This window comes from Moorena sp. SIO2C4 (assembly GCF_010672485.1).
Classification (GTDB): domain Bacteria; phylum Cyanobacteriota; class Cyanobacteriia; order Cyanobacteriales; family Coleofasciculaceae; genus Moorena; species Moorena producens.
On the sequence record NZ_JAAHGN010001394.1, the window covers coordinates 1 to 1,566 of the forward strand.

The window sequence follows — 1,566 nt, forward strand, 5'->3', positions numbered from 1 at the left end:
TCAGATAGGGGTTGACCTTTGGATGGGCGGCAAATTTTACGCGATCGCAAAATTTGCTTAACCAGTTTTCCTAAAGCTTGCTGCCGCTCTTGAGTATCTCGTGGGTACCTTTGCACTTGGCATACCAGCTGCCTAATTTGCTCTTTCATGGCTATCAATTAGAAAGACTGACCTGCTTACTTATCTGGCTGAGCTGAAATTTTTATGGGTTAATTTACAAAACTTTATTTTTTTCTAGAATCGTAGGGTGGGTAGTGCCCACCAGACATCAATCGTTTGAGTTAATTATTATCCCCAGATCCCAAGTGATTCATTGTAGGGTGAGCAGTGCCGAATTAAGAATTTAGAATTTAGAATTTAGAATTTAGAATTTAGAATTTAGAATTTAGAATTTAGAATTAAGAATTAAGAATTTAGAATTAAGAATTTAGAATTTAGAATTAAGAATTTAGAATTAAGAATTTAGAATTTAGAATTTAGAATTTAGAATTTAGAATTTAGAATTTAGAATTTGTAATTCTGCATTCTCCATTCTGCATTCTCCATTCTGCATTCTCCATTCTGCATTCTCCATGCTCCATGCTCCATGCTCCATGCTCCATTCTCCATTCTGCATTCTCCATTCTGACAGACAACCTTCAACAGACAACCTCTCGACTATCAGTTGATTTTCTCGGTAAATCCTGAAGGTATCCTGGAAAATATGCCATCGGCTGCAACTTCCTTAACGGTAACTCATTAGTTGCGACATTTTCCACAAATCCCAGCAGTTTGGCTTCTGTCAAGGAGTCATTCAGTTGCACTGCTATATAAGCAATTCTATCTTGCCAAACCTCTTCTGGGACGTAAACAAACTCGGCATCTGGTGAGACTGGTTTACATTCGAGCTTGCCGTAATTTTTAACCACTAAATCAGCCACATCTAGGAATGTCTGCATGATCTCTTTCTGGCTATCACTAGACTCTAAGTCAGTTTCAAATCCTAGACCCTGTAAGTACTCATTGACTGCATACACCGCCAAGGTATTGAGATAAACCTGTTCGGCTTTTTCCAGATTAGATTGCTGTTGGCAACGCTTTTCTGCTAGCTGATGGGCTGCTTCTGGTAGTGTGACCATAATTTGACAGACTAGTGTGACTGAGCAATCCCTCTAGTTTAGCGTTACTAATAAATTATCAACTATAATAGGTATCATCCTATAGGTAGAGGAATAATTCCCTTTAACCCCTACAGGTGATCTAAGTTTATGTATTGAGCAGATTAAGCACCGATTTGGACAAGCCTGTATTTGTTTATACAATTTTCAGCCCAGCTCTTCCTCTATATATCTCTTGATTTCAGGGGATAATTTCCTAATATTACGTTGAAAGAAGTTATTCAGGGATGAAATTTTAATTCCTAAAGAATCCGATATCTCTTGCCATTTTTTTCCGTCGAGGTAGGCTAACCCTATCACTTGCAATGTGGCGGAAGGATGGTTTTTGATATGTTTCTGTAAGAGCTTTTCCGGGTCTGCTTTAAAATAGTATCTGAGCTGGTCATACAACGTCAGTTCTGTTTCCGGA

The 1,566-nt window shown here is 38.3% G+C and carries 1 protein-coding gene and 1 pseudogene; both read right to left on the reverse strand.

All coding sequences use genetic code 11. The annotated features are described in order from the left end of the window. Positions 1–638: 638 nt before the first annotated feature. On the reverse strand, positions 639–1,118 hold the full coding sequence (locus F6K20_RS37915) for a DUF1822 family protein (RefSeq protein WP_287298320.1): 480 nt from the start codon (positions 1,116–1,118) through the stop codon (positions 639–641). A 186-nt stretch (positions 1,119–1,304) separates the two neighbouring features. Beyond that, positions 1,305–1,566: pseudogene (locus tag F6K20_RS37920) on the reverse strand (sigma-70 family RNA polymerase sigma factor); the annotation flags it as partial.